A 24,769-nucleotide genomic window follows, 5' to 3' on the forward strand; every position below is an offset into this window, starting at 1 on the left:
TGTATTTTTGTTAAAACAGAAAGTTTTAGGATAAGCTTTAGAAGTTCTCAGGACGATCTGCTTTATTATTGTGGCAGGTCGTTTTAATTTATATCAAATTTGAAACCAGATTCAAAAGGCAAAGCCAGAAATATGACAAAATTAAGCGTAAATATCAATAAGATTGCCACCTTAAGAAATGCGAGAGGGGGGAATATCCCTAATGTGGTACAATGTGCATTAGATATCGAAAAATTTGGAGCGGAAGGTATTACCGTCCATCCAAGACCAGATGAAAGACATATCAGATATCAGGATACACGAGATTTAAAACCTGTTTTAAAAACCGAATTTAATATTGAAGGAAATCCGGTAACTAAATTCATTAATCTGGTTTTAGAAGTAAAACCGGCACAGGTAACTTTGGTGCCAGATGCAGAAGATGCTATTACCAGTAATGCTGGTTGGAATACTGTAAAAAATAAAGAATATCTTATCGAGGTTATTTCTGAATTTAAAAAACATGGCATCAGGACGTCTATTTTTGTGGATGCAGATGAAAAAATGATTGAAGGTGCTGCTGCTACGGGGACAGATCGTATCGAATTATATACAGAAAGTTTTGCCGAAAAATTTGCCGATGGAGATAAAAAAGAAGCTGTAAAACCTTATGCTAAATGTGCAGAACTGGCCCATCAATTGGGATTGGGAGTTAATGCGGGGCACGATTTATCGTTAGATAATATAGAATTTTTTAAAAATGAGGTGCCTTTTGTAGATGAGGTATCCATAGGCCATGCTTTAATCGCTGAAGCGCTTTATCTTGGTTTGGAAGAAACGATCTCACGATATTTAAAAAAATTACAGTAAACTTAAAATGATCATTTTTGGTTATTTTTTTAAAAAATTGCAATGAAGTTACACACTAACATTATAGGAGAAGGGAAGCCTTTTATTATTTTACATGGATTTCTAGGAATGGGTGATAATTGGAAGACATTAGGGAAGATGTTTTCTGAAAAAGGATATGAAGTTCACCTGGTGGATCAGCGAAATCATGGTAAAAGTCCACATAGCGATGATTTTTCCTATGAAATATTAGCAGAGGATTTAAAGGAGTATATTGAAGAGCATCATTTGGAGGAAATAGTGCTGATGGGGCATTCTATGGGTGGTAAAACGGCTATGTTCTTTGCAGCAACTTATCCAGATTTGCTAGAAAAACTTATTATAGTGGATATTGCCCCTAAATATTATAAGCCACATCATCAGGATATTTTAGCTGGATTAACCCTGTTGGACAAGTCTGATGTATCCTCCCGTCAGGAAGCAGCTAAAATAATTTCTGAATACGTTCCTGATAAACCTACCCAACTTTTTCTTTTAAAAAATTTAGACCGTGAAGGTAAAGATAAGTATGTTTTAAAAGTTAACCTGAAAACTCTAAAGGCTAAAATTGAAAATATCGGGGCTGCCTTAGAAGAAGGAAAGATTTATGAAGGGAAAACCTTGTTTATAAAAGGAGAAAAATCTCGTTATATCAAATTGCCTGAAGATGAAGATTTGCTTCATAATCATTTTCCAAATGCTGAAATTGAAGTAATTAGCGATGCAGGTCATTGGGTGCATGCTGAAAATCAAGAAGATTTTTATAGTACTGTAATTAGATTTCTTTAAAAAACCCCTCTAAATATTATGCATACATAATATTTTTGCCTATTTTGTTGTGGTATTTGTATTTTGTGCTAAATTCATTACACGATTTACAAATGGAGACAAACTTAATTCTACTAATATTATGAAGAAACTTTTATTCCTGACCCTTTTTGGGTTGGCGACTGCAATGACTTATGCCGGGGGATACAGGGTAGGGCTTCAGGGACAGCGCAGGCTGGCCATGGGGCATACTGGTGTGGCTGTAGTTGATAATGCAGAATTGGCTTTTTTTAACCCGGCAGGGTTAGTGTATTTAGAGGACCGCATAAATGTAGCCGTTGGGGCCAGTGCGGTATTCTCTGACGTGGTATGGCAAAATGATGAATATGGGCAAATGGCAAGAACAGATAGTCCTGTGGGGACGCCTTTTTATGCCTATGTTTCTTATAGAGCTTCAGATTGGTTAACCTTAGGGCTTGCAGCTTATACGCCTTACGGTAGTTCTGTAGAATGGCCCACAGATTGGTCTGGGTCTCATTTGGTAAATAATATAGATCTTCAGGCTATATATATTCAGGCTTTAGCTTCTGTGAAAATTTCAGATAGACTTAGTGTTGGTGGAGGGCCTATATATGTAAACGGATCGGTAAACTTCAATAGAAATTTAAACAGGACCCTTAGCGATATCGATGGAAACAGAGCAAATGTAACTGTAGATGCTTCTGGAGTACATGCCTGGGGTTGGTCTTTAGGAGCTATGTATAACCCTACTGATAAACTTAGGATAGGGGCTAATTATCGTTCAGAAATTATTGTTGAAGCAGAAAATGGTGATGCAGATTTTAATAATATTCCTAATTCGCCTCTTACGCCGTTTAAAGATACCAGGTTTGATGCCTCGTTACCGTTGCCGGCAGAGCTTTCGATTGGAGCTTCTTATGAGATTTCAGAAAAATGGTTGATTGCTTTTGATTATAACCGGGCTTTTTGGGACGTATATAAATCTTTAGATATCGATTTTCAGGATCCGGCAATTCCAGATTCCAAAAATCCTAGAAATTATAAGGATGCTAATACCTACAGATTTGGGGCACAATACATCGCAAACGAAATGTTTACCCTAAGAGCCGGATACTATTTTGATGAATCTCCTGTACAATCAGGCTACTTCGCACCAGAAACCCCAAGAAATGATGCGCATGGTTTCACGGCCGGATTGTCTGTAAATATTACAGATAATCTATCGATAGATGCCTCTTTCCTTTATAACCGATTTAAAGAAGTAGAGGAATCCTATGATTATTATATGGAAAATGGCCAAAATGTACCTTTTGAAGGTTCGTACAAAACAGTGGCATTTGTGCCTGGGCTTGGGGTGACATTCAAAATTTAAACTTACAGGAAAAGATGAAAAACTATAGATTTTTAGCAGTAGGCTTATTGGCTTTGGGAATAGTTTCTTGTGAGCCAGATTTAGACAATCCAATAGATGAAGAAGGAAATGTATATAGCAATGGGGATGCGAATTTTACGCATTATGTTGCTTTAGGAAATTCATTAACGGCAGGTTATGCAGATAATGCACTTTATATTACCGGGCAAACCAATTCGTATCCTAATATTTTGGCAGGACAGTTTGCTTTAACGCAGGAAACAGATGAGTTTACTATTCCTTATATGAATGATAATGCGGGTGGACTTTTATTATCTGGACAACAATTGCCAGGTTTTAATAACCGTTTAGTGTTAGCTTCAGACGGGGAAGGAAATAATAGTCCTTCAGTTTATACCGGGATGGCTGCAACTACAGATATCACCAATGTCTTAGAGGGGCCTTTTAGTAATATGGGAGTGCCGGGAGCTAAATCTTATCATTTAGGAGTAGAAGGTTATGGTAATGTAGCAGGAGTACAGGCTGGTCTTTCAAATCCTTATTTTGTAAGATTTGCGTCTTCCCCTCAGACGAGTGTGATAGCTGATGCATTGGCTCAAAATCCTACATTCTTTTCTTTATGGATAGGTAATAATGATGTATTAGGTTATGCTACTTCAGGAGGTACGGGGGTTAATCAAACAGGGAATTTAAATCCAGCTACCTATGGATCTAATGATATTACAGATCCACAGGTATTTGCTCAGGTGTATTCAGGTTTGGTTGAAAGTTTAACTGCCAGTGGCGCCGGCGGAGTGTTAATTAATATTCCAGATGTGACTTCAATAGCATTTTTCAATACGGTGCCTAATAATGCTTTGCAACTAGATGCCCAGACAGCCGCAAGTTTAACCTCTTATTTTGGAGCGGTTTCTCAGGTTTTTGCAGGAGGTTTAATGGCGCAGGGAGTTCCGCAGGAACAGGCAATGGCTTTAGCTGCTCAATATGCAATAACTTTTAATGAAGGGCCAAATAGATTTATAATCGATGTGCCAGTTACTCAAGCTAATCCCCTTGGGTTTAGACAGATGACGGCAGATGAGTTAATTCAATTGCAGGTAGATCAATCGGCTTTGGCTAGTGGGTACGGTTCTGTTAATTTAACGGCAGAAGTGCAACAGGTTCTAGGGCTACTAATGTCTGGGGGTACACCAACTGCAGCACAAGCGAATATCCTATTTGGTGGTGTGAATGGCTTGGATGATGCTGATGTTTTAGATAGCACAGAAATTTCAGAAATCCAGACGGCTACGACGGCATTTAATCAAACCATAGCCGCAGTGGCAAATGCAAAAGGGCTGGCCATGGTAGATGCTAATGCATTATTAAACGATGTGGCTAATGGCGGCGTGGCTTATGATGCTGGTACTGTAACCGCAACCTATGCAACAGGTGGAGCTTTTTCTTTAGACGGGGTGCATTTAACACCACGAGGATACGCTATTGTGGCTAACGAGATTATCGAGCAGATTAACGCCACTTATGGGGCTACGGTTCCAAAAGTAAATATTGGACAATACGGTACCATTACCCTTAGTAATGATGTGCAGTAATGATAAACTTATATTAAAATATGAGGAAGTCGGCAGATAGCCGACTTTTTTTTTCGCAATTTTGAACTATCAATCAAACCCTTATAATAAAATGAGACTTTTATTAAAACTCCTTTTGTCTGCGCTAGTAGTGGTAGGTCTAGCCAAGGTTTTACCTGGTGTTACCGTAAATAGCTATTTTACGGCATTTATTGTAGCCATAGTTTTAGCATTGCTCAATATTATTGTTAAACCTGTTTTGGTAATATTAACTTTACCGGTAACCATATTAACACTGGGCTTGTTTTTACTGATCATTAATGCCATAATCATCTTTTTAGCAGACGGTTTTGTGCCTGGTTTTAGTGTAGATGGCTGGTTTATGGCGATAATATTTAGTTTGCTTTTCTCGTTATTTCAGTCCATATTATATTCTCTTCTTGATAAGGATTAGAAGCTTGCTGAAATTCAATAATTTGAAACTTTGCAGGCTAGTGAAAAAAGCTTAATTTTGCACACCAATTTTTTATAATAAGTCAAGATGAATATTACCAGAGAGAATATTGATGAATTGAATGCGGTAGTAAAAGTAGATATCGCAAAAGACGACTATGCTCCTAAAGTAGAGAAAATCCTTAAGGATTACCGTAAAAATGCCAATGTTCCTGGCTTTAGAAAAGGTCACGTTCCTATGGGGATGGTAAAAAAGCAATACGGGCAGGCTGTATTGGTAGATGAAGTAAATAAATTACTACAGGAAAACCTTAATAAATATCTTACTGAAGAAAAATTAGACGTTCTTGGAAATCCAATTCCTAAAGAGCAGGAAAATTTTGACTGGAATAAAGATAACTACACTTTTGAGTTTGAGGTTGGTCTTGCTCCAGAATTTGAAGTAAGTCTTGATTTAGAAAAACCTGTAACAAAATATAATATCGTTGCTGATGATACGATGATCGATAAACAAATCGAAAACATCCAAAAACAGTACGGTAAATTAGTTTCTAAAGATGAGGTTGAAGAAGGAGATATCGTTGCCGGAACTTTCAAAAATGAAGAAGAAGGTATCGAAAATGAAACTTCAATCGAACTGGAGAAAATCAAAGGAAAAAGAAACCTTAATAAGTTTGTAGGAGCTAAAGTTGGTGATACGATTGCTTTAAAGACGAAAAGTCTTTTTGAGGACGATCACGATTTAATCCAACATTTAAAGATTGAGCATGATAAAGCTCACGATCTTGATATCGAAGTAGAATTCACTATTTCGGAAATCAATAAAAGAGAACTTGCTGATTTAGACCAGGAATTATTTGATAAGCTTTTTGGTGAAGGTAAAGTGACTACTGTTACTGAGCTTAAAGAGAAAATCAAAGAGGATGCTGAAAAGCAATTTGTTCAGCAAAGCGATCAGCAGTTAATGAATGATGTTACTGAAGCGTTGATCGAAAAGACTGAATTTGATCTTCCTAAAGAGTTTCTTCAAAAATGGATCAGAACAGTAGGTGAAAAGCCATTAACTGAAGAAGAAGCAAAAGAAGAATATCAGAACAGCGAAAAAGGGCTTCGTTACCAGTTAATCGAAGGGAAAATCGTTAAAGAGAACGATATTCAGGTAGATTTTGAAGCTTTAAAAGCCTTTGCTAAAGATAAAATTAAAGAGCAAATGGCTCAGTTTGGCCAGATGGATCCTTCAGATAAAGAATTAGATGATATCGCAGCAAGAATCTTATCTAATCAGGACGAAGTTAAGCGTTTATCTGAGCAATTAGTTAACGAAAAATTGTTAAATTTCTATAAAGACAATATGAAATTTGACGAAAAGGAAGTTACTTACGATGAGTTTGTAAAAGAAATTTATGAGTAAAAAAACTGTTGGTAATTCGGCAGATAAATTTTACTTCAGGGTAAAACCCTAAAAATCAAATCTCGATTATCGGGTAAGCCTTTTTTATAATTTATACCTATCTTTAAGGCGTTAACCATAACGGTATAACGCCTTTTTTGGCTTTATAGATTACTTGTGTAATTAAATAAAAAAATTGATGGACTACGGAAAAGAATTCGAGAAGTACGCAACTAAACACCACGGGATAAACAGCAATTATTATGATAAAATAGTAAGTAGTATGACTCCGGTGGGCATGACTCCTAATATTATCGAAGAGCGCCAGATGAATGCTGTTGCTATGGATGTATTTTCACGATTAATGATGGACAGGATTATCTTTATGGGTACTGGTATTAATGATCAGGTAGCTAATATTATCCAGGCACAATTATTGTTTTTAGAAAGTACAGATTCTTCTAAAGATATTCAGATTTATATCAACTCTCCTGGCGGTAGCGTTTATGCCGGTTTAGGAATCTACGATACCATGCAGTTTATTAAACCAGATGTTGCAACAATTTGTACAGGGATGGCAGCTTCTATGGGGGCGGTATTGCTTTGTGCAGGAGCAGAAGGAAAGCGAAGCGGTTTACCACATTCCAGGGTAATGATTCATCAGCCACTTGGTGGAGCACAGGGACAGGCTAGTGATATCGAGATCACGGCCAGAGAAATCATTACATTGAAAGAAGAATTGTATAAAATCATTTCTAAACATTCAGGGCAGAGTTACGAGAAAGTGTATGAAGATAGTGACCGTGATTACTGGATGAAAGCCGATAGAGCTAAGGAATATGGAATGATAGACGAAATCCTGACCAGAGATTAGGATCAACATTAGATAAATTATAAGAGATTTTCAGGATACTTTATTCTGAAATTGAACAGGAAATATAACAAGATGGCGAAAGAGGAATTAGAATGCTCCTTCTGCGGAAGAAAAAAACCTGAAACAAATTTATTGATTGCAGGTTTAGATGCCCATATTTGTGACCGATGTATCGAGCAGGCGCATGGGATTGTTCTCGAAGAATCTAAGCAAGGAGAAGCAAACGAGTTATCTTCAGAATTAATGCTGAGTAAGCCCAAATCGATAAAGGCATTCTTAGATGAGTATATTATTGGGCAGGAAGCCACAAAAAAAGTGATGTCTGTTGCCGTTTATAATCATTATAAACGATTATTACAACCTGATAGCGATGATGATATCGAGATTCAAAAAAGTAATATCGTAATGGTTGGAGAAACCGGTACCGGTAAAACTTTAATGGCCAAAACGATTGCTAAGATGCTCAATGTGCCTTTAGCAATTGTGGATGCTACGGTATTAACTGAAGCTGGTTATGTGGGTGAAGATGTAGAAGGAATCCTAACACGATTGCTTCAGGCGGCAGATTATAATGTAGATAAAGCACAGCGAGGTATTGTTTTTATTGATGAGATCGATAAAATTGCGCGTAAAAGCGATAATCCTTCAATTACCAGGGATGTTTCCGGGGAAGGCGTTCAGCAGGCACTATTAAAACTTCTGGAAGGAACTACAGTAAATGTTCCGCCAAAAGGAGGAAGAAAGCACCCCGATCAAAAATTTATCGAGGTAGATACAGAGAATATTCTTTTTATTGCCGGCGGGGCTTTTGATGGGATCGAGAAAAATATCAGCAAGCGTTTAAACATGCAGGCCGTTGGATTTAGCGCTTCCAAAAGTGATGATAATATTGAAAGAACCAATCTTTTAAAATATATCATCCCGAAGGATTTAAAAGATTTTGGACTGATACCTGAGATTATCGGGCGTTTGCCTGCTTTAACATACATGAATCCGCTAGATCAAGAAACCCTTCGGTCTATTTTAACCGAGCCTAAAAACGCCATAATAAAGCAGTACACAAAACTGTTTGAGATGGACGAGATCGAATTTACTGCTACAGATGAGGCTTTAGATTTTATTGTAGAAAAGGCGGTAGAATATAAATTGGGGGCTCGTGGATTACGTTCGCTATGTGAAGCGATTTTAACCGATGCGATGTTTGATCTTCCTGAAAGCGATGTAACTGAATTTACGCTTACTCGTGAATATGCCGAAGAGAAATTAAATAAATCGACCATGAATGCGCTAAAAGCAGCTTCATAGTTTAAAAATTGATATTAGATAAAAAGCCTCATTAATTATTGAAATTATTGAGGCTTTTTTAGTTTCCGAAATTCGATGCTTTTCTAATATGATTTTTTCGTCTTAAAATTTAGTAAATTTTGCTTTCCGATTTTTGAAAGATTTAGCATAGGACTATAATCTTGTGTTAATCATTTGAAGTCGGTTTTATTAATTGGTAATTTCAAGGAGAGAGACCACTCTATTACCAACTAATAAATCTCAAAAGATGGCAGAGGAAAAAGAAGCAGCAGCCGAAATTGAAAACCAGGAATGGCTGGATTCCCTTAGGTGGGTTTTGCAAAACGAGTCTAAAGAACGAGTAGAAGAAATTCTGAAATTATTACGAGCAGAAGCTCAAAAGCACGGTGTAAAATCAGACTTACCTTTAACGACACCTTACATTAATACCATTAGTCCCGAGGATGAAGAACAATATCCCGGAGATATTGAAATCGAAGAAAAAATACTGGCTTACATTCGCTGGAATGCCATGGCAATGGTGGTAAGAGCCAATAATAAAAGTAAAGGAATTGGTGGGCACATTTCTACGTATTCTTCAATCGCTCACTTATGGGAAGTTGGTTTTAACCACTTTTTTAAAATGGATCGAAGTGCGGGGTCAGACTTAGTATATTTTCAGGGGCACGCTTCCCCGGGAGTTTATTCCAGGGGATTTCTAGAAGGTCGGTTTACAGAAGAGCATTTAGAAAACTTCCGTAGAGAAGTAAAGTCAGATAAAGGATTAACCTCGTATCCGCATCCGCACCTAATGCCCGATTTTTGGAATTTCCCAACAGTTTCTATGGGATTAGGTCCTATAAGTGCAATCTATCAGGCACGTTTTAATAAGTATCTTGAAAAACGAGGAATTATAGAAAAGAACGATCAGCAAATTTGGGCGTATTTAGGAGATGGAGAGATGGATGAACCTGAAGCCCGTGGAGCCATTAGTGTTGCTGCCAGAGATAAACTGGATAACTTAACCTTTGTTGTCGATTGTAACTTGCAACGATTAGATGGTCCTGTTCGTGGTAGTGGTAAGATCATCCAGGAGTTGGAGGGATTATTTCAGGGGGCAGGATGGAATGTTATCAAACTGATCTGGGGAAAAGATTGGGATCCTATTTTTGAAAAAGATACCGATGGTAAATTAGTAAACCTGTTGAACGAAATCCCCGATGGGCAACTTCAGAAATATGCATTTTCTGAAGGAGCGTTTATTCGTGAAGATCTCTTTGGGAAAGATAAGAACCTTGCCAAAATCGTAAAAAATCTATCTGATGATGAATTAAAACGTCTAAAACGAGGCGGGCATGATTATCAAAAGATATACAACGCTTACAAGCAGGCCACCGAGCATAAAGGTCAGCCTACAATTATTCTTGCACAAACCATCAAAGGTTATGGACAGGGAAAAGCTGGTGAAGCCAGTAATGTATCGCATAAAACCAAAAGCTTTAAAGAAGAAGAGTTGAAGGCATTTAGAGATTTTTTCAGTCTTCCGATTTCAGATAAAGAGCTAAAAGATATTCCGTTTTTAAAGCCTGAAGAAGATAGTGAAGAGCTTAAATATCTACACGAAAAGCGGGAAAAATTAGGTGGTTTTCTTCCGCAGCGAAAAGACAATAGCGAAGCGCTAAAAGAGCCCGATAAAAAAGTTTTTAAAAGTTTTCTGGAAGGCTCTGGAGATGATGAGGCTGCGACGACCATGGTGATGATCCAAACCTTGAGCAGGTTGTTTAAAGATAAAGAACTGGGGAAATATATTGTGCCCATAATTCCTGACGAAAGCAGGACTTTTGGGATGGAGTCCTTATTTAGACAAGTTGGGATTTATGCCCCTGGGGGACAGTTATACGAGCCGGTAGATAAAGAAAGTCTGTTGTTCTATAAAGAATCTGAAAATGGGGCCATCATGGAAGAAGGAATAACTGAATCGGGTTGTATGGCCGAGTTTATAGCTGCAGGTACTGCTTATCTTAATCAGGCAAAACCAATGATCCCATTTTATTTTTTCTACTCGATGTTTGGTTTTCAACGAACGGGTGATTTAATGTGGGCCGCAGCCGATGCCGGCGCCAAAGGCTTTTTGATTGGAGGTATTTCAGGGAGAACAAGTTTGCCAGGTGAAGGATTGCAGCATCAGGACGGGAACAGTCATTTATATGCTTTGGCTTTTCCTACTTTAAAAGCTTACGATCCTGCTTTTGCCTATGAACTGGCAACGATAGTAGAAGCTGGGATTAAAGAAATGTATATCGATAAAAAGCATTATTTCTACTATATCACTTTAGGGAATGCAACTTATAAAATGCCTAAAATGCCAAAAGATAGTGAAGAGGGTATTTTAAAAGGATTGTATAAATTTCAGAAAAGCAGAAAACGCAAAACTGATAAAAAAGCACATCTTTTTGGTAGCGGTTCTATTATGGCCGAAGTATTGGAGGCTGCCAATATTTTAGAAAAAGAATATGATGTCGCCGTAGATATTTGGAGTATTACCAGTTATAAAGCGCTTTATGACGATGCCATAGATACCGAGCGTAACAATCGTTTAAAAACGCAATTAAATAAAGATAAAAATTATATCCAGGAATGTCTGGAAGACGAAAAAGGGATTTTTGTAGCAGCTTCAGATTATGTGAAAGCATTGCCTGAGTCGATTGCAAAATGGTTTCCGACTAATCTTGCTGTTTTGGGTACCGATGGTTTTGGGCGTAGTGACGCGAGACCAGAATTACGCGAATTTTTTGAAGTAAACGCAGCGCATATTGTTTTTGCTGCGCTTTATGAATTAGCAAATGAAGGGAAGATTAAAGCAAAGCAGCTTAAAGAAGCGGCGAAGAAATTTGATATCGACGCTAAAAAACCAAATCCAAGAACGTCTTAACCAATAAAAGAAAAGAAAATGGCTAAAGAAATTAAAGTTCCGCAAATAGGTGACGGAGTAGAATCTGCAACAGTTTCTGAGGTATTAGTTGCTGAAGGTGATAAAATCGAAAAAGATCAGAGTGTTATTGCTGTAGAAAGTGATAAAGCTTCAGTAGAAGTTCCAAGTTCGGCCGCGGGGACTATAAAAGAAATAAAGATCAGTGAAGGTGATGAGGTTGAAGTTGGTCAAGTCATTATTCTTTTGGAAGAATCTGATGATGATGATGATGATGAAACTGAGGAAGATAACGGGGAAGCTTCAGAAGAAGAGAAGGAAAAAGAAAATACTTCCGAAGAAGAAAATGAAAATGAAGATGAAGATTCTGGAGAAAAACAGTCTGGAAAGAAAAAGAAAAAAATAAAAGAGGAAAATCCGGAAGATAACGACGAAGAGCCTGAGGAAGATGATGCGGATGAAAATAAGGATGAGAAAAAATCATCTAAAAAGGATGAATCTGAGGCTGACAAAACTTCTGAAGAAAAAGAAAATAAGAAGTCTGGAGAATCTTCAGGAGAGTCATCTACCGGAGCCGGAATTCAGGCTTCGCCAGGTACTCGTCGCTTAGCAAGAGAACTCGGTGTAGATCTTACTGAACTGGCAGAAGAGATTTCGGGGAGAGTTTCAGAAAAAGACGTCAAAGAATTTGCTAAAAAAGATAGTCAGAAATCAACAAGATCAGCCAGTATTTCTTTACCTGATTTTGAAAAATGGGGCAGTGTGGAGCGTAAGCCATTAAATAATATTCGAAAAGCGACGGCGAAAAATGTGACTGCTTCCTGGCAATCGGTTCCGCATGTTTTCCAGTTTGATGAAGCCGATATTACTGATATTCAGCAATATTTAGAGGTGAATCAGGATAAAGCCGAAAAAGCCGGTGGGAAATTAACGATTACCGCATTATTGACTAAAATCGTTGCGAGTGCATTAGTTCGATTTCCAAAGTTTAACGCCAGTATAGATATGGAAAACGAAGAGATGATTCTGAAGAATTATGTAAATATCGGGATTGCAGTAGCTACAGAAAAAGGACTTTTAGTGCCAGTTATTAAAGATGCCGATAAGAAAAGTATTATAGAAATTGCTACGGAATTAACTAATATCGCTGAAAAAGCCAGGGATGGAAAATTAAGCAAGGAAGATATGGAAGGGGCTAATTTCTCTATTTCTAATCTTGGCGGAATTGGAGGTACTAATTTTACACCGATCGTTCCTGCATTCCAAGTGGCTATTTTGGGAATTTCACGTTCGGCTAAAAAACCGGTGTATATCGACGATGAATTTAAGCCAAGAGAAATCTTACCATTAAGCTTATCCTACGATCATCGTTTAATCGATGGCGCCGATGGCGCCGCGTTTATAAATTGGATCACACAGGCGCTGGAAGATCCTTACAAAGCTTTGCTTGGGGCGTAATTAGCGCTCCTATGAGCTAAGCTTAACAGTTTAGAAGAGTAATTTTATTTTCTAAATAACCTTTGCAATATTTAAATCTCGATTATCGAGTAAAAAGAAATTATGGCAAATAGCAAGAAAGAGAAAAAAGAACTGGTTATAATCGGTGCAGGTCCGGGCGGTTATGCAGCGGCTTTTAGAGCAGCCGATTTGGGAATCAAAACCACTTTAATCGATCCGGAAGCTAATCCTGGTGGTGTTTGTTTATATCGCGGTTGTATTCCTTCTAAAGCCTTGTTACATGTGGCGAAGGTGAAAAAGGAAGCATTAGAATTAGCGAATTTTGGAGTACGTTTTGGCGAACCTGAAATCGATGTCAAGAAAATTGGTGAATGGAAAGATGAGGTTGTAAAAAAACTAACCAGCGGTTTAGGGCAGCTTAGTAAAGCCAGAAAAGTGGAGTTTATCCAGGGGAAAGCTTTTTTTAAAGATGAACAAACGTTGGAGATTAAAGAGAATTCAGGAGATTCATACGAACTGGAGTTCGAAAATGTGATTATTGCTACCGGATCCACGCCAACCGAGTTGCCAAATATCGAGGTAGATCATCAATTGATCTGGAATTCTAAAGATGCACTGGATATTAAAGAAATCCCTAAAAAGTTACTGGTGATTGGTGGTGGCTATATTGGTTTGGAACTTGGTAGTGTGTATGCTAATTTAGGGAGTGAAGTTTCTGTTGCTGAAATGACCTCTGGATTTTTGCCAGGTGCTGATCGTGATCTGGTAAAGGTTTTTGAAAAAGAACACCCGTTTAAAAACCTGTATTTTGATACTAAAGTCGAAAAAGTAAACGCTAAAAAGAAGAAAGTAGAAGTAGTATTGAAGTCGGGCGACAAAGAGCAGAAAAAGAAATTCGATAAAGTATTGGTGGCTATCGGGCGAAAACCAAATGTTAAAGCTAGTAAACCACAAAATGCCGGAGTAGAAATCGGGCAAGACGGTTTTATAAAAGTCTTTAGCAATCGTAAAACTTCAGCAAATAATATCTACGCTATTGGTGATATAACGGGACAGCCCATGCTTGCGCATAAAGCCTCGCATGAAGGTCGAGTTGCAGCAGAAGTGATTAAAGGAGAGAAAGGATCTGCTTACGACGCAAAAGTAATTCCTGCCATTGTATTTACCGATCCAGAAATTGCCTGGTGTGGCCTTACAGAAGAAGAACTAAAGTCATCTAATATCGATGCGAAAGTGGTAAAATTTCCATGGTCGGCGTCAGGAAGAGCTAAGGCGTTGGGTACCGATAATGGGCTTACAAAATTAATTGTAGATAAAGAATCTGAAATTATTCTGGGAGGTGGTGTTGCCGGTAAAAATGCCGGAAGTTTGATTCCTGAAATTGCCTTAGCAATAGAAATGGGGACCACGGCAAGGGATTTGTCGCTTACCATACATCCACATCCAACGCTTTCTGAAACTATTATGGAAAGTGCCGAATTATTTTACGGTAGTCCAACCCATATTGTTGATAAATAAATTTAATCGAAAAGGTCGCTATTCATCGACACTTATAGAAAATGAATGATCTAAAGCGGGATTTTAACGTTCTCGCTTTATTTATTTTTATAGTTTTGGAATAAATCCATTAAATAGGATTAAATCCAAAAATATATGATTTTGAAGTCAGTGTTACATCTTGATTTGGATTCTTTTTTTGTTTCGGTAGAACGAAAGCATCATTCAGAATTAAAGAATAAACCGGTGATTGTTGGGGGGATGGGGGATCGTGGCGTGGTAGCTTCGTGTAGTTATGAAACCCGAAAATTTGGTGTTCGATCGGGAATGCCAATGAAAATTGCCAGAAGGCTTTGTCCGCATGCAGTTTATATAAAAGGGAATGCCAGTATTTATACCAAAGAATCACACCTGGTAACCGAGATTATTAAAAATCAGGTGCCGTTATTTGAGAAAGCTAGCGTGGACGAGTTTTATGCTGATCTTACCGGAATGGATCGTTTTTTTGGGATCGAGCGATTTGCTAAAGAGCTTAGGGAAGGTATCATCAAAGAGAGTGGTTTACCAATTTCTGTAGGGTTATCGCAAAATAAAGTAGTTTCTAAAATCGCCACGGGCGAAGTGAAACCCGATGCGATGAGTGTTATTAGGCTTGGAGAAGAAAAACAATTTTTGGCGCCACTTGATGTGAATAAAATCCCTATGATCGGGGATAAAACCTTTCAATTACTTATGGGGCTTGGGGTGTATAAGGTGAAAACACTACAGGAAATGCCGGTAGAAGTTTTAGAAGGAGTATTGGGTAAAAACGGACGTACCATTTGGAAACGGGCTCAGGGTATTGATCATACTCCTATTATTCCGTTTCATGATCGTAAATCGATTTCAAATGAACGCACTTTTCATCGGGATACTACAGATGTTACCCGCTTGCATGCCACTTTGGTGGCAATGACCGAGAGTTTAGCGTTTCAGTTACGAAGAGGGAATAAGCTCACCTCGAATATCAGTGTGAAAATAAGATACTCAGATTTTCAAACCAGTACCCTTCAGGTAAAAATTCCTTATACCAGTGCCGATCATATTTTAATACCAAAGGCAGAAGAACTTTTTAAAAAGCTATATAATCGACGGGTTTTGATTCGGCTTATCGGAGTGAAGCTAAGCGGACTTGTAGGTGGGCATTACCAAATTAATTTGTTTGATGATAGTGAAAAGATGCTGAGCTTATATCATTCTTTAGACCGAATTAAAGACAAATATGGCGAGCGTAGTGTAGTAAGGGCAGTAAGTATGGGTGCAAAAACTATTGGAAGAATGCGTAATCCTTTTGATGGAGAGCCTCCAATCGTCCTGGCACATCGAAATCAATAAATAGCTCCCAGCGGTGGAGTTTATATCGAAAATTGAAAATAACTGCAATAAGCTTTGATATAGATATCAATAATGAATTCGAGAAGTATTCCTTCAACTAGAGAATAGAGTTTAGTTGAAGAGGGAGTTATTCGAAAAACTAAAAAGGTATTATTAGCTCAATCTTTAATCAAAGCAAGTTGAAAGTGGTTAGCTAAAAGCTAAAAAAATAAACTGGAATATAGAAAGGAAGATTATGTATTTAAATTGTCATTCTTATTTTTCGCTGAGGTATGGCACTTTTTCTGAAAACGAGTTGCTGAAATTAGCAGAGTCGAATAAAGCTACCTATGTCGCTCTTACCGATATTAATAATACTTCGGCTTGTTTAAGTTTTTTAAAACAGGCAAAGAATTTCTCCATAAAACCGTTGGTGGGCATAGATTTTCGTAATGGTGTAGAGCAGCAGTATGTGGTGATTGCTAAAAACAGAAACGGATTTAGGGAGATGAATCAGCATCTCTCTAGTCATTTACATGCTAAAATGAATTTTGATAAAAATGCACCAATATTAGAAGGTTGCTATATAATTTATCCTTTTATAAAAGTGCTGGAAACTAACAAAACTGAATTCATGGAAAATGAATTTATAGGAGTTTCAGTGCGAGATTTAAATAAACTGAAATTTTCAGGCTACAAAAATTATACTTCAAAATTAGTGGTTCTACAATCGGTTTCTTTCCGAAGTAAAAGAGACTTTAACGCACATAGATTATTGCGGGCCATTGATAATAATACATTGCTGAGTAAACTTGCGGTAGAAGAACAAGGGAATCCTGAAGATAAAATGCTTTCTAAAGAAGAGGTAAACGAAGTTTTTAAAGAATTTCCTGAAATTTTATCGAACACTAAAGCGCTTGCTGAAGGTTGTGAAGTAGAATTCACTTTTAGTAAAAAACAAAACAACAATTTATCGAGCATCGATGAGGCGAAAGCAGATGAGCTTAAGTTGCGAAAAATGTGTTATGATAATATTGAAAATCGATATCCGGAAGCCGATGAAGAAGTGTATGCCAGATTAAATAAAGAGCTTACAGCTATTATAAAACTGGGCTTTGTTTCTTACTTTCTGATTAATCATGAAATTGTACAATATGCCCGTAGTAAAGATTATCCTGTTATTGGGCGTGGTAGTGGTGCGAATTCTATTGTAGCTTATATCATTGGGATTACTAATGTGGATCCTATAGAGTTGGATCTTTATTTTGAACGTTTTATTAATGAAAATAGAAGTTCTCCGCCAGATTTTGATATCGATTTTTCCTGGAGAGATCGTGAAGATGTAACTCGTTTTATTTTTAATCGCTTTGATCATGTAGCCTTAATGGGGACCTATGTGACTTTTAAACGTCGTGCCGTAATTAGGGAATTAGGGAAGGTTTTTGGACTTCCTAAGGCTGAAATTGATAAACTTTCATTAGGGCGATTCGAACGCTCGAGCTTAGATAAAATGGAACTTTTAGTACTAAATTATGGGAATTTAATTGCGGGATTTCCTAACTATTTAAGTGTACACTCAGGGGGTATTTTGATCCTTAATGATGATATTTTTAATTACGGTGCTACTTTTTTACCACCTAAAAACTTTCAGACGATCCAAATCGACATGAATATTGCAGAAGAAGTTGGGATTCATAAATTCGATATTCTGGCGCAGCGGGGACTATCTAAAATAACAGATACTTTAGAGTTGATTCGGCAAAATCAACCTGATGCTTTTATTGAAGATATCGATAACATTTCAAAATTTAAAAAAGATCCGGCAATCAACAATCTGCTTAAAATGGGTGATTGTATGGGGGTTTTTTATGTAGAGTCGCCGGCAATGCGTGGTTTACTTACCAAGTTGCAGACAGATAATTATATGAATCTTGTAGCTGCGAGCTCCATTATAAGGCCCGGGATTTCCAGCGGTGGGATGAAAGAGGAATATATTAAGCGACATCGGGATCCTAAACGACGAGATCAGGGACACCCGGTAATGTTGGAAATTATGGGCGATACCTATGGGATTATGGTATATCAGGAAGATGTGATGAAGGTAGCACATCATTTTGCCGGACTTAGTTTTGATGATGCCGATGTATTGCGAAGGGGGATGAGTGGAAAGAAAACTTCAAAAGGGCAGATGGAAAAAATTGAAGCACAATTTCGTAGTAATTGTAAAGAAAGACGGTATACTCAACAAATCACCGATGAGGTTTGGGAACAAATCTCATCGTTTGCCGGCTATGCATTTCCAAAAGGGCATTCGGCCTCTTATGCCGTAGAAAGTTACCAGAGTTTATATCTTAAAAAATACTTTCCTTTAGAGTTTATGGTAGCAGTGCTTAATAACGGGGGCGGATTTTATTCGGTTGAAACTTATATTCAGGAAATAAAAAAATGTGGTGGTAATGTGCTGGCACCCTGTATTAATCATAGCGATCATCCTAATACGATACTAGGGAAAAATATCTACCTGGGTTTTGGATACATCAAAGAGCTAGAAGCAAAAACCATACAGCAGATTTTAGAAAATCGCCAGTTTTTTGGATACTATAAAAGCCTGGACGATTTTATTGATAGGGTGGAAATTTCTATAGAGCAACTTCGAATATTACTAAAGGTGGGGGCGTTTCGATTTACTGGAAAAGATAAACATCAGTTATTATGGGAAGCTTATTTCAGAAAAATAAAATCAAAGAAAAACAGCAATCAGCCGGGACTGTTTAAGATTCAGCACAAAGAATATGTATTGCCAGAATTTCAATATTCAGCTTTGATAGACGCTTACGATCAGATAGAGCTTTTAGGCTTTCCTCTTTGCAATTATTTTGAGTTGTTGCAGGATCCTGTATATGATTATACAAGAGTAGATGAGCTTAAGAATTTCGTAGGGAAAAAAGTAAGCATCTACGGGAAGTTAATTTGTACAAAAAAAACAACAACTTCTGGAGGTAAAGAAATGTGTTTTGCTACATTTTATGATATAGACTACAATATTTTTGATACGGTTCAATTCCCAGACAAGGTAGCTAAATATCCATTGTATAATAAGGGGATTTATCGATGTGTAGGGAAAGTTATTAATGAATTCAATTATATTTCTATTGAAGCTGAAGCAATAGAGTTTCAAAAAATTAAGGTGGATCCCAGGTTTATAACAACCCCATTTAAGGTATAAAAGGGATCAATCTCAAAAGTTGTATGTGAATTGAAAAATTAGTTTGATTTTTTAAAAAGAAAAAGCCCACTAAAATTAGCGGGCTTTTTAAAGGTGGTGCCTCCAGGAATCGAACCAGGGACACAAGGATTTTCAGTCCTTTGCTCTACCAACTGAGCTAAGGCACCAGTTGCTTTTCGAAAGCGGTTGCAAATATAAATTCAATTTTAGGAACTCACAAGCCTTTTTTTAAAAAAATGCTTTTGTAACTTCGCATTTTATAAAATCAGGCTATGAATCTTGTTATTGATCTTGGGAATACTTTTGCGAAAATTGCTGTTTTTCAAAATCATAGGGTTTTGGAAAGCTTTAAGTTTCTGAAGTCGGAAAAAAATAAAAAAATTGAAAAAATTTTTCAAAAATATCCCCAGATTGAATTTTCGATACTTTCCAGTGTGTTGAAAGATGATGATTCATTAAAAAAAATACTTCAAAAGCATTCTGTTTTATATTATTTAGATCATCAAATAAAACTGCCTTTTGAAAATAAATACAGTTCTCCCGAGACATTGGGTAAAGATCGTATAGCCCTTGCAGCGGCAGCAGTATATGCCTATCCAAAGCAAAATTGCCTAGTGATCGACGCAGGAACCTGTGTGACTTATGATGTTGTTAATAGTGAATCTGAATATTTAGGAGGAGGGATTTCTCCTGGTTTGCAAATGAGATTTCAGGCCGTACATAAGTTTACCGAAAAATTACCGTTAATACAATCAGATAGTAACCATCTAAAATTGATAGGGAACTCTACAAAAGAAAGTTTAAGAAGTGGTATTTATTTTGGTTTTGCCGCAGAAATTGATGGAATGATTAGCCGTTATTATTCAGAATTTAAAGATTTAACAGTTATTTTGACGGGTGGTGATCTTCTATTTTTGTCAAAGCGACTAAAAAATAGCATATTTGCGAACTCAAATTTTCTTTTAGAGGGTTTAAACTACATTTTAGAATATAATAAAACTCAATGATTAAACGATTTATAGTAATCGTAGCTTTATTTTCTGCGTTTTGGGCGAAAGCTCAGGAAAACACTTCTTCGCCGTATTCTTATTACGGCGTAGGGATCACCAATTTTAAAGGAACTGTGGAAAACAGGGCCATGGGAGGTCTTAGTACATTTTCGGATAGTATTCATATGAACCTTACAAATCCTGCAGGATATGGTAAGCTGGCCAGGACCACTTATGTCGTAGGGGCAAGTGTAGAGTCTACAAAGCAAGAAACTCAGGGAGCAGAAGATCGAACCAAAAATGTTTCTTTAGATTATTTAGGATTAGGTGTTCCTGTTGGGCGTTTTGGTTTTGGTGTGGGATTAATCCCATATTCTTCAGTTGGATATCGAATTTATGATATTGAAGAAAATGGAGCCAGCAGGTTAAGAGGCCGTGGAGGAATGAATAAAGTATTTCTTTCTGCCGCATACGCCATAAGCAGGGATTTAAGTATTGGAGTAAATGCAGATTACAATTTTGGAAATATTCAGCATAGAAGAACGGTTGTAAGAGAAGGTATACAATATGGTACCCGGGATATAGATCGCTCTGATATATCAGGTTTCAATTTTAATTTTGGATTAGACTATCAAACAAAATTGAAAAATGGATTAAAATTACATGCTTCTGCTGTTTATACACCTGAGGCTGATATAACATCAGAGAGTTATAGAGAGATTGGGAATGTACTATTTACCGCAAATGGGGAAAACATATTTAATGTGAAGACTTTTGATATGGAGTCTCAAGATATAACATTACCATCAAAAGCAACATTTGGTTTAGGGATTGGTAGACCAAATAAATGGTTTTTAGGAGGAGAATATTCCGCATTTGGAAGTATACCGGAAATCTCGGTTTTTAATACTCCGGTGAATGACGTAGAATATAATGATGGTAACGCATATCGATTGGGAGGTTATATTGTACCAGAATATAGCTCACTTACAAGTTATTTTAAACGTGTTGTTTATCGCTTTGGAGGACGTTTCGAAGAAACTGGGTTGCAGCTTAATGGAGAGTCTATTGATGAGTTTGGCATATCTTTTGGATTAGGATTACCGATTGGAGGAGATTTCTCTAATCTTAATCTGGGTCTGGAGTATGGACAGCGCGGTACAACTAACTCAGGTTTAATACAAGAGAATTTTTTTAAATTATCAATTGGTTTATCTTTGAATGACCAATGGTTTGTAAAGAGAAAGTTTAATTAACCATAATAAACAACAAGATGAAAGCGAGATTTATAGTTTTATTATCGGCGGTAATGCTAGGTTCTGGAGCATTTGCACAGGATTGTACGACTACTGCTGCTTTAGCTTATGACGATGCTAAGGCGAAGAATTATGATGCGGCATACGAGCCGTTAATGAAAGTAAAAGAAGAATGCCCAGATTATAGTTTGGCTACCTTCCAGTATTTAGCTATGGTGCTTAATTATAAAATAGACAAAGCTACTGGAGATGAAAAAGCAAAATATATCGATGAGTTAATCGATGTGTATATGGGAAGATTAGAGCACTACCCAGAAAAAACTAAGAAGGGTGACATTTATAGTGATATAGCATTATTAAAGTTTGACAATAAAGTTGGAACTACAGAAGATAGATTCAACGCATTTGATAAGGCTTACACTGAAGATAAAGATAATTTTACCAGCCCTAAAGGTCTTTATGCATACTTCGACTTAATGGTGAATATGCAGGATGCCGGGGATCGTGAGTTACAGGATGTTTTCGATATCTATGATCGAGTAATGGCGAAAATAGAAGAAGAAGAAATTAACGAAGCAGATCGTCTTCAGCCACTTATTGAAAAACAGGATGCTGGTGAAGATTTAACTTCTAAAGAAGCAAAAACTGCAAAAATTGCTGAGCAAAGATTAACCAATTTTAATGCGGTGAAAAATGCATTAAATGCGAAATTAGGTGCCCGTGCAGATTGTGATAATCTTGTGCCACTTTATGAAAAAGACTTTGAAGCTAAAAAAGGAGATGTTTCATGGTTAAGAAATGCGAATGCGCGTCTATCTGCTAAAGATTGTGAAGATCCATTATTCTTTAAAATTTCTGAAGCGCTTCACCAATTAGAGCCTTCAGCAGCTTCTGCCTATTCTTTGGGACAGTTAGCTGAAGCTGATGGGGATAGATCTAAAGCTTTAGAGTATTATAATGAGGCTGCAGAACTTGAAGAAGATCCTGCAGATAAAGCTAAGATCTATTATAGAATTGCTCAGAACTATAAATCTTCAGGAAGTTTTTCTCAGGCAAGAAGTTTCTACAAAAAAGCAATTCAGGCTAAGCCATCTTACGGTAGAGCGTATTTGAATATTGCAGATATGTATGCTGATAGTGCTAATAACTGTGGAGAAACTGCTTTCGATAAAAGAGCGGTGTACTGGTTAGCTGCAGAGTATGTAGCAAAAGCGGGTAGAGTTGACCCATCTCTTTCTAATCATGCTAATGCAACAGTTGCGGCTTATAATGGTCGTGCCCCACAAAAAGCTGATGTATTCCAGGAAGGGAAAAAAGCAGGAGATGCTATCCAAATTGGTTGTTGGATAGGCGAAACTGTGCGTATCCCTCAATTATAATATGAAAATCACATATCGTGAAATAATACAAGGCATTGTCACGCTTATTGGCGTGACAATGCTTTTTTCATGTGAGGGTAATTTAAATGAAGTAAGGGCCCTTCAAAATCCTGCAGATGCACCGGCAGGAATTGCTAACGGTATCCTTTTAAAATATACAGATTCTGGTCGTGTAGTGGCGACCCTGCAAAGTGAGAAAATGTTTGATTTTACAAATAAAGATTTTCCTTTTCGAGAATTTCCAGAAGGGGTATATATCGAGTTCTTTGATGAAGATGATCAAAAGAGTACGGTCACAGCAGATTACGGGATTGTATATGATGGTACCGGTTTAGTAGATCTGCGTGGTAACGTAGTGATCTTTACTGCAGATAGTACCCGGTTAGAAGGCGATCAGCTTTATTGGGATCAAAATCAAAGTTGGGTGTTTACCGATCGTGAAAATCAAATTAAGTTTCCCGATGGTTCTTTTAATGAAGGAATGGGTTTTGATTCCAATCAAAATTTCGATAAATTCAACTTTAGAACCAATAGTGGGATTCAAAACATAGAAGAGTCCGAAAAATGACAAAATATTTCAGGTATTTCGAGTATGCATATTTAATCATGGGAGGTTTCTTTATTTTTGAAACTTTTGCCATTTGGGATACCGAGCGCAATAGAGCGTATATTTTTATATTCCTGGCCGCAATGGCCATTTTTATGTTTTTCTTCAAAAGAAATTTTAGGAGAAAGCTTGAAAAGAGACAAAAAAATAAGAAATAATGAGTGCAGAGGCCATCATCATTATTTTTTCATTACTACTTTCCGCATTTTTTTCGGGTATGGAGATTGCCTATGTCTCTTCGAATAAAATCTATATTGAAATAGAGAAGCTTCAGAATGATTTTTTGGCTAAAGTTTTAAAGCGCCTTACCAAAAAGCCTTCTAAGTTTATCGCTGCCATGCTTGTAGGAAATAATATCGCCCTTGTGGTGTATGGTTTTTATATGGGCGATTTAATTATGGCCTGGCTTAATGAAATTCAGCCTTTACATAACGCCATTTTAAATTATCTGGTAACCGATTTAAGTTTGTTTACCCAAACCGTCTTGTCGACACTGCTTATTTTAGTTACGGCAGAATTTCTACCGAAGGTCTTTTTTCAGATTTATGCCAATACCATGTTGAAGTTTTTTGCAGTACCGGCATATCTTTTTTATCTGTTGTTCAGCTTTATTTCTTCATTTGTGATCTGGATATCAGATATGATCTTAAAACGTTTCTTTAAAACCGATGGAGATGAAGTCCAACTTGCATTTAGCAAAATAGAACTGGGGAATTTTATTAGTGAACAGATGGAAACGGTAGAAGAGGAGGATGAAGTGGATTCTGAAATTCAGATTTTTCAAAATGCATTGCAGTTTTCGGATATTAAGGCCCGTGAGGTTATGATTCCCCGAACCGAAATCATTGCGGTAAATCAGGATCAGGAACCGGGAGATTTGGTAAAAACCTTTACGGAAACCGGTCTTTCAAAAATTTTAATCTATAACGATACCATTGATGATATTATAGGTTATGTGCATTCTTTTGAGCTGTTTAAAAAACCGGCATCTGTAAATTCAATCCTGTTACCTGTAATTTTTGTTCCAGAAACGATGTGGGTAAAGGATGTGCTTAATGTTTTAATTAAAAAACGTAAAAGTATTGCAGTGGTTATTGATGAATATGGAGGTACCAGTGGTATGATGACCATTGAAGATATCGTGGAAGAACTTTTTGGCGAAATAGAAGATGAGCACGATTCACCCATTTTGGTGGATGAGAAGATAAGTGACGAACATTTTAAATTTTCGGCACGTGTTGAAGTAGATTATATCAATGAAACCTATCGTTTAAATATTCCTACCGGCGAAAACTATGAAACTTTGGGAGGTTTTATCGTGAATCATACCGAGGAAATTCCCCATCAAAACGAAGTGGTTCGTATAGATCAATTCGAGTTTACTATCCTGGATGTTTCTAATACAAAAATCGATCTTGTAGAGCTTAAAATCAAGTCTGAAGATTAAAGCGTTAAAAAGTTAATATTTTGCTAAT

19 protein-coding genes and 1 tRNA gene are annotated in these 24,769 nt (G+C 37.1%); 19 read left to right on the top strand and 1 reads right to left on the bottom strand.

The window, feature by feature from the left end:
• Positions 1-132: 132 nt before the first annotated feature.
• The 13 genes from ZPR_RS02995 to ZPR_RS03055 all read left to right on the top strand — a co-directional run bounded on the left by ZPR_RS02995 (position 133) and on the right by ZPR_RS03055 (position 19,063).
• Positions 133-849, top strand: coding sequence for a pyridoxine 5'-phosphate synthase (locus ZPR_RS02995; protein ID WP_041579540.1), 717 nt, complete (start codon positions 133-135; stop codon positions 847-849).
• A gap of 42 nt (positions 850-891) precedes the next feature.
• A complete protein-coding gene (locus tag ZPR_RS03000) occupies positions 892-1,656 on the top strand; it encodes an alpha/beta fold hydrolase (RefSeq protein WP_013070134.1) in 765 nt (254 codons plus the stop codon).
• A 121-nt stretch (positions 1,657-1,777) separates the two neighbouring features.
• Entirely contained in the window at positions 1,778-3,028 is a 1,251-nt protein-coding gene (locus ZPR_RS03005; RefSeq protein WP_013070135.1) for an OmpP1/FadL family transporter, read from the top strand.
• 14 nt (positions 3,029-3,042) lie between these two features.
• The gene (locus ZPR_RS03010; RefSeq protein ID WP_013070136.1) at positions 3,043-4,620 is read left to right on the top strand and encodes an SGNH/GDSL hydrolase family protein; all 1,578 of its coding nucleotides are present in this window, start codon (positions 3,043-3,045) and stop codon (positions 4,618-4,620) included.
• A 91-nt stretch (positions 4,621-4,711) separates the two neighbouring features.
• Positions 4,712-5,053, top strand: a complete 342-nt coding sequence (locus tag ZPR_RS03015) for a phage holin family protein (RefSeq protein ID WP_041578627.1) — start codon at positions 4,712-4,714, stop codon at positions 5,051-5,053.
• Positions 5,054-5,140: 87 nt separating this feature from the next.
• The gene (gene tig, locus ZPR_RS03020) at positions 5,141-6,463 is read left to right on the top strand and encodes a trigger factor (RefSeq protein WP_013070138.1); all 1,323 of its coding nucleotides are present in this window, start codon (positions 5,141-5,143) and stop codon (positions 6,461-6,463) included.
• Between the two features lie 178 nt (positions 6,464-6,641).
• On the top strand, positions 6,642-7,316 hold the full coding sequence (clpP, locus tag ZPR_RS03025) for an ATP-dependent Clp endopeptidase proteolytic subunit ClpP (RefSeq protein ID WP_013070139.1): 675 nt from the start codon (positions 6,642-6,644) through the stop codon (positions 7,314-7,316).
• A 72-nt stretch (positions 7,317-7,388) separates the two neighbouring features.
• Positions 7,389-8,621, top strand: coding sequence for an ATP-dependent Clp protease ATP-binding subunit ClpX (gene clpX, locus ZPR_RS03030; protein ID WP_013070140.1), 1,233 nt, complete (start codon positions 7,389-7,391; stop codon positions 8,619-8,621).
• A 247-nt stretch (positions 8,622-8,868) separates the two neighbouring features.
• Entirely contained in the window at positions 8,869-11,532 is a 2,664-nt protein-coding gene (gene aceE / locus ZPR_RS03035; RefSeq protein WP_013070141.1) for a pyruvate dehydrogenase (acetyl-transferring), homodimeric type, read from the top strand.
• Positions 11,533-11,550: 18 nt separating this feature from the next.
• The gene (locus ZPR_RS03040) at positions 11,551-12,987 is read left to right on the top strand and encodes a 2-oxo acid dehydrogenase subunit E2 (RefSeq protein WP_013070142.1); all 1,437 of its coding nucleotides are present in this window, start codon (positions 11,551-11,553) and stop codon (positions 12,985-12,987) included.
• A 102-nt stretch (positions 12,988-13,089) separates the two neighbouring features.
• Positions 13,090-14,505, top strand: coding sequence for a dihydrolipoyl dehydrogenase (gene lpdA / locus ZPR_RS03045; RefSeq protein WP_013070143.1), 1,416 nt, complete (start codon positions 13,090-13,092; stop codon positions 14,503-14,505).
• Between the two features lie 138 nt (positions 14,506-14,643).
• Positions 14,644-15,858 carry a DNA polymerase IV gene (gene dinB / locus ZPR_RS03050; protein WP_041579542.1) on the top strand — a complete coding sequence of 405 codons (1,215 nt, stop codon included), beginning with the start codon at positions 14,644-14,646 and terminating at the stop codon, positions 15,856-15,858.
• 235 nt (positions 15,859-16,093) lie between these two features.
• On the top strand, positions 16,094-19,063 hold the full coding sequence (locus ZPR_RS03055) for a DNA polymerase III subunit alpha (protein ID WP_013070145.1): 2,970 nt from the start codon (positions 16,094-16,096) through the stop codon (positions 19,061-19,063).
• Positions 19,064-19,157: 94 nt separating this feature from the next.
• On the opposite strand, the gene ZPR_RS03060 is transcribed toward ZPR_RS03055, so the two are convergent.
• Positions 19,158-19,230 (bottom strand) — tRNA-Phe (locus tag ZPR_RS03060).
• A gap of 105 nt (positions 19,231-19,335) precedes the next feature.
• Here ZPR_RS03060 and ZPR_RS03065 point away from each other — a divergent pair.
• Genes ZPR_RS03065 through ZPR_RS03090 form a run of 6 tightly spaced genes read left to right on the top strand, consistent with a single transcriptional unit; the run spans position 19,336 to position 24,741 of the window.
• Positions 19,336-20,070, top strand: a complete 735-nt coding sequence (locus ZPR_RS03065; RefSeq protein ID WP_013070146.1) for a type III pantothenate kinase — start codon at positions 19,336-19,338, stop codon at positions 20,068-20,070.
• Positions 20,067-21,308 (top strand): BamG family beta-barrel-assembly machinery protein, encoded by a 1,242-nt coding sequence (locus ZPR_RS03070; protein ID WP_013070147.1) that lies wholly within the window; start codon positions 20,067-20,069, stop codon positions 21,306-21,308. Before ZPR_RS03065 ends, ZPR_RS03070 begins: the two co-directional genes overlap by 4 nt.
• A gap of 17 nt (positions 21,309-21,325) precedes the next feature.
• Positions 21,326-22,687, top strand: a complete 1,362-nt coding sequence (locus ZPR_RS03075) for a hypothetical protein (protein WP_013070148.1) — start codon at positions 21,326-21,328, stop codon at positions 22,685-22,687.
• A gap of 1 nt (position 22,688) precedes the next feature.
• Positions 22,689-23,255 carry an LPS export ABC transporter periplasmic protein LptC gene (gene lptC / locus ZPR_RS03080; RefSeq protein WP_041578628.1) on the top strand — a complete coding sequence of 189 codons (567 nt, stop codon included), beginning with the start codon at positions 22,689-22,691 and terminating at the stop codon, positions 23,253-23,255.
• Positions 23,252-23,452 (top strand): hypothetical protein, encoded by a 201-nt coding sequence (locus ZPR_RS03085; protein WP_041578629.1) that lies wholly within the window; start codon positions 23,252-23,254, stop codon positions 23,450-23,452. The genes lptC and ZPR_RS03085 overlap by 4 nt, the downstream gene beginning before the upstream one ends.
• The gene (locus tag ZPR_RS03090; RefSeq protein ID WP_013070151.1) at positions 23,452-24,741 is read left to right on the top strand and encodes a hemolysin family protein; all 1,290 of its coding nucleotides are present in this window, start codon (positions 23,452-23,454) and stop codon (positions 24,739-24,741) included. The genes ZPR_RS03085 and ZPR_RS03090 overlap by 1 nt, the downstream gene beginning before the upstream one ends.
• Positions 24,742-24,769: the final 28 nt, after the last annotated feature.

This window comes from Zunongwangia profunda SM-A87 (genome assembly GCF_000023465.1).
Lineage (GTDB): Bacteria > Bacteroidota > Bacteroidia > Flavobacteriales > Flavobacteriaceae > Zunongwangia > Zunongwangia profunda.